Source organism: Gammaproteobacteria bacterium (assembly GCA_027296625.1).
In the GTDB taxonomy this organism is placed as follows: domain Bacteria; phylum Pseudomonadota; class Gammaproteobacteria; order JAKEHO01; family JAKEHO01; genus JAKEHO01.
On record JAPUIX010000032.1, the window covers coordinates 1 to 4,836 of the forward strand.

Annotated in this window: 6 protein-coding genes; 1 reads left to right on the top strand and 5 read right to left on the bottom strand. The window is 51.4% G+C overall.

The features are described 5' to 3' along the window. Nucleotides 1-239, bottom strand: a 239-nt coding sequence (locus O6944_01735) for an HAD family hydrolase (protein MCZ6717868.1), incomplete at its 3' end; no start/stop codon positions are given. Nucleotides 240-523: 284 nt separating this feature from the next. After that, nucleotides 524-1,138 carry an urea carboxylase-associated family protein gene (locus tag O6944_01740; GenBank protein MCZ6717869.1) on the bottom strand — a complete coding sequence of 205 codons (615 nt, stop codon included), beginning with the start codon at nt 1,136-1,138 and terminating at the stop codon, nt 524-526. A gap of 314 nt (nt 1,139-1,452) precedes the next feature. Between O6944_01740 and O6944_01745 the strand changes: the two genes are divergently transcribed. Beyond that, entirely contained in the window at nt 1,453-3,063 is a 1,611-nt protein-coding gene (locus tag O6944_01745; GenBank protein MCZ6717870.1) for a hypothetical protein, read from the top strand. A gap of 500 nt (nt 3,064-3,563) precedes the next feature. On the opposite strand, the gene O6944_01750 is transcribed toward O6944_01745, so the two are convergent. The 3 genes from O6944_01750 to O6944_01760 form a co-directional block, all read right to left on the bottom strand. After that, nucleotides 3,564-4,205, bottom strand: a complete 642-nt coding sequence (locus O6944_01750) for an HAD hydrolase-like protein (protein MCZ6717871.1) — start codon at nt 4,203-4,205, stop codon at nt 3,564-3,566. A gap of 95 nt (nt 4,206-4,300) precedes the next feature. After that, nucleotides 4,301-4,585 carry a type II toxin-antitoxin system RelE/ParE family toxin gene (locus tag O6944_01755; GenBank protein MCZ6717872.1) on the bottom strand — a complete coding sequence of 95 codons (285 nt, stop codon included), beginning with the start codon at nt 4,583-4,585 and terminating at the stop codon, nt 4,301-4,303. Continuing rightward, nucleotides 4,575-4,836: CopG family ribbon-helix-helix protein (locus O6944_01760; GenBank protein MCZ6717873.1), on the bottom strand; the 262-nt coding region annotated here is incomplete at its 5' end. The genes O6944_01760 and O6944_01755, both read right to left, overlap by 11 nt.

Here is a 4,836-nt window from a genome sequence, read left to right on the forward strand (position 1 = left end):
GATTCAACATGATCACAAAGTCTGCCTAGCGACTCTTTGACACCTGCATACAGTCTATTTTCATACATACCGATACTACCGAATCGTTCTCGATAGAGCCCAACGGCCCTATCAGCGGCTTCTGGCGACCCAAGGATATCAACAAACGAATCGTGCAATGGCGGGCCGATACATTTTTCGAGCACGTCCATGGCTGGTATCCGGTGCTCAAGCTTCGACAAGGCGTATTTGACCTCCATGGATGGAGGAAATGCAAAGGATTGTCGGGAACAATCCTAGCGGATACAGGCCGTGATCCTCTCTTTCGGGTCAGTTAAACGTGCCATCAAGATCAAAAAAGGCGTGCATGTGGAATGGGCGACACGGTCATATAGCGATTATTGAACGTCTCAATTGCAGTATAGAACCGTTGGTGGGCGCACCAAACGCACTACGAAAAGTTTAAAGTCAAGACTTTGACCACCAAGGACGGTGGCAATGCACCGGATTGTCCGGAACAATCCTAGCGATCCTGTCCCCCTTTCTAGCCGTCTTCCTCAAACTCCACCAATAGCTCTGTTGGTCCAGATCCAGCGTTGATTGGCCAATCGGGTAGGTTGAGGTCATACGGACATGCCGAAACAACACAGATGAGGTCCATTCGTGCCGTCAGCTGGACATAGGCGCCCGGCTTAACCGGGTTCGGGGGTGAAACGAACGTACCATCTGGCTCGACACGCGTATTGGTAAAGAAGTTGATCGGCTGCGGAATTACGTCGATCTCGTATCCCAATCGCTGCATCGACATGCGCAGGTTGTCCGAGCAGCTCGCGTGCGGTCCCTCGTAGCCTAACTGTTCGTATCGAAATTGGTCGCAGGCGGCGATCATCATGTCGTGCACGCCACCAGCGCCGTCTTCCGCAAAATCGAGCATCGGCCGCCTGAACCGACTCAGCAACGCATCGTCTTGCCGGGGACGGACGGTACGCGTCCATACCCACGTATGGTTGGGCGATAACCACTCACGCACGTTGTCGGCATTAAACGCGAAGAAGTCCGCGGCTTGCTGTCCGTGCGGAGTGACAATCCGCATCGTTCTCCCGGCACCCAGCCGGAAAGCACGACCTTCGCGCGCAGGAATTGTCAATTTATGCATCATGAGCTAGCTGCCATATAACGCTAATCGAATACGTAAATAGCAGTATATCTCCGTTGATGGGCGAGGCGTGCGGTTTAGTTTCATAAAAGGGCTCTAACGCTGTCGAGACATTCTTGAATGTGGCATTGCAAAACCTGACCCTAATTTCGTCAAAAAGATTCCTGATACCTTTTCACGTTAACACGCTCGTTTCTGGGGCACTGTGCTGAAATGATGCTATCGGCCACGCGATAATTAAGCTAAATATAATAGCATTGGGATAAATTTCCTGGGTAGGCCATGGCCGCATCCGGTAAAACGAAAGTCCAACCAAGATGTCGACGTCTAAAAACATCACGCCGTTCCTGATCGCCATCATCACTGTTGGCTTGATCCTGCCGTTTGCCACATGGGCTTGGGCAAGAGCCATCGGCAGTGGTGTCATGTATGATCGCCCGCCCGACCTAATACTGATTTCATTTAATCTCGCCTCTTTTCTTGTTCTAGCTACTTTAGCCTATTTCGTATTGCGAAAGCCTGCCCCCATGGATGTTACGGTGCGTGTGGTTCGGACCTACGCGGTAGCCGGGGGTCTGCTTGCCTTGACCGGCATAAGCGTATATCTGCAAATGAATTACTGGTTGTCGACCTCATCCACTACTGGACTGATTTTTTTATTTTATTTGCCTTATACGTTGTTTTTCATTGCCATCGGCTGGGCACTGGGATGGGGCGTCGGAAAATTCCAGGCGAGGCTGACTGGCACGAAATCTCGTACTATTGCAAATGCCACTAATGTTAGCGTGCTCGCGCTGTATGCTGCTGCCAATTTGTACGCCAGTAATTTTGGGCGCTTCAACTTGCCTGCGCCGCTCGGCGTCACCACGACAGAATCTTTAATGCAGAAAGAACGCTTCTTTCAAGCACCCGCTGCCTTGGGGGCGATCACGTCAATGCAGTTAAAGCCGTGCGACCCGACAAGTGACGGCGACCTCACGATTACCGGTCGTGGCGGTGTGGCCGATATTTCGGAAGACGGTACCCTGCGGTCTTTTATGAAATTCGAGACAGTAGCAGGATTTAATGTTTTTCCTGTCGATGTGGAGGGTGATGGCGCGTGCGAGTATGTCGATAACGCTGGCGGATGGTCACCGGTCAAATTGATCGACCACCAAGGCAAACGGCGTTGGGCGTATGGAAAAAACATGTCAACCCGCGAAGACAAGGGATTAACACAAATCGACTACTCGCCGCGGGACATCATCGCGTTTGACGTGGACAATGATGGCCGCCTGGATTTTCTGATTCCGCTGTTGATCGTGGGGAAACAGGAAACCCACGTATTGAACAGCGACGGAAGCGTAATACAAAAACTCGATTATGACGTTAAGGGCAGTAAAACCGCCGATATCGACGGAGACGGACGCAATGAGCTAGTTTCCTTAGGCCTGTCCCAAATTGATGGTGAATCCCATTTTGTTCTAACAATTCGGAATGACACCCTATCTATCGTGAAGCAATTATTTATTAAGCCTATGTTCGGCGCGAATAACCTCACTACACTTCGTGTCGTGAAATGGCCCAATACACGAGGGACGTGGCACGCGGTGATTAACAACAAAAATGCTCTTCAGGTGATTGATCTCACTAACGGCGCTATCGTCTATTGGCTCGATTTCCCGTTGCATTATCTTGGCCAGGTGTTACCCATTCGGCTGGCAAGCGGCCGCGCACAGTACCTTGCGATCGCCCAAGCATCCAACAGGCGGATGGTTCTGTCTGTCTTCGGTCCGGAGAAAAAACTGATCTACGAGGAGACCCTACGCGGCGGTGTCAATTTAACCGCCCTCCCCGCTAACACCGGGGAGCATGAGATTCTCCTGGTTAGCGAATGTGGCAAGGACTTCTGTGGAAAAGTTTGGCGATACAGTCTAAAAATTCCTTAATGGTCCCGCTGGAGGCTCAGAAGTACAATAGCGTCCCTAACGAAGTGTCCGTTTTATTGAGGTAAGATCAATTTGACCCTTTCGCTCTTACTGTGCTTGTTCTAGTCTAAGGGCTCACCCGTCCACCAACCACGCGCTTTCTCGCCTGCACCCGGTTGAGCGTTATCTCCTTCCGCAAGATCTGGTCGGTGCGCCTTACCTCGAAGAAAATGAAAGCCAATAACTAGGCAGAAGAAGGCACCAACGAAGTATCTAAACGATGGAGAGAAACCAAGTATATCTCTCGGTCCAGCGGCCTCTGGCTGGATCAAGAAGTACAACCCCCACAGGGCGAAACCAAGCCCAGCAAGGGCGGAAACTAGTCCAAAAAGCCTTGCGAATATATTTAAAACCCGCCAGTGAATAGTTGTGTAGCACATGTCATGAAGCACTCGACGCAAAAATCCTTAATTAAACGTCTCAAGCGCAGTATAGATCCGTTGATGGGCGAGGTGTGTAGTTTAGTCTTGTGCGACTATACAGTCATGAAGCACCTTCGGCGTCTCGCATAACACATCGGCACCGGCATCTTCGAGTTCTTGCCTAGATCCGTAACCCCACAGAACACCGACCGTACGTAGTCCGTTTTCCTTAGCGCCAGTAATGTCATGATATCGGTCACCGATCATAATCGCCGCAGATGGCGCAATTGACTCTGATTCTAGAACGAAACGTATTAGATCTGATTTGTCAGTGAGTGAACCATCCAGATTGCTGCCGTATACCTTTCGAAAAAACCGGGTCAGATCGAAGTGATCAATAATCTTCTCCGAATAGACGGTCGGCTTGGACGTGACGACATACATCGATTCAACCTGATCACCAAGTCGGCTTAGCGACTCTTTGACACCGGCATACAGTCTATTTTCATACATACCGATACGACCGAATCGTTGTCGATAGAGCCCAAGGGCCCTATCAGCCGCTTCTACCGATCCAAGGATATCAACAAACGAATCGTGCAAAGGCGGGCCGATACATTTTTTGAGCACTTCCATGGCCGGTATCGGATGCTCAAGTTTCGATAAGGCGTATTTGATACAGGCCGTGATGCCCTCTTTCGGATCAGTCAACATGCCGTCAAGATCGAAGAAGACGTGCATTTGAAATAGGCGACGTGGTCAAATGGCGATCATCGAACGTCCTGATCGCAATATAGATCTGTGGTGGGCGCAACAAATGTCCCGGGCAGCCCCCATCAAAGTTGTTCCGGCCACTTCATGGCCGCATGCATGACCCGCAAGACAATGACACGATCGCCCTTCACGACATAGGGAACAATGTAAGGCAAGCCCGTGATCACCAGCTCCCGCGTGCCCTCCACGCGACCAGGCCGCCCTATTCCCGGTTGCTCACCCAGCCGTTGGGTCGCATCCCAGATCTTCTGTGCGACTTTAGCCGCGGCCGCGGGTTTGTCTTGGGCGATGTATTCGACTGCTTGATCCAGGTTATCGAGGGCGGCGTCGGACCACTCAACCCGCATCTACGCCCCATTTCTTAAACCGCGCGACGACCTTATCGTGCGAAGCCACCTTCCCTTCCTCGACCTCGCGTAGCCCGGCTTTAACTTGCTCAACGAACCATGCCTCGTAGTCGAGGTACTGATCGACCGCCTGTTGAATCACCCAATTGCGGGGGCGATTCATCGCCGCCGCTAACCCGTCGAGGCGCTTCAACACGTCGTCTTCTAAACGCACGGTAGTGACCTTCACAAAAGATGCCTCCGTATTCTTC

Coding starts and splice junctions, on each gene's coding strand:
- O6944_01745 (MCZ6717870.1), top strand. CDS start 1,453: ATGTCGACGTCTAAAAACATCACGCCGTTCCTGATCGCCATCATCACT.
- O6944_01750 (MCZ6717871.1), bottom strand. CDS start 4,205: ATGCACGTCTTCTTCGATCTTGACGGCATGTTGACTGATCCGAAAGAG.
- O6944_01755 (MCZ6717872.1), bottom strand. CDS start 4,585: ATGCGGGTTGAGTGGTCCGACGCCGCCCTCGATAACCTGGATCAAGCA.
- O6944_01740 (MCZ6717869.1), bottom strand. CDS start 1,138: ATGATGCATAAATTGACAATTCCTGCGCGCGAAGGTCGTGCTTTCCGG.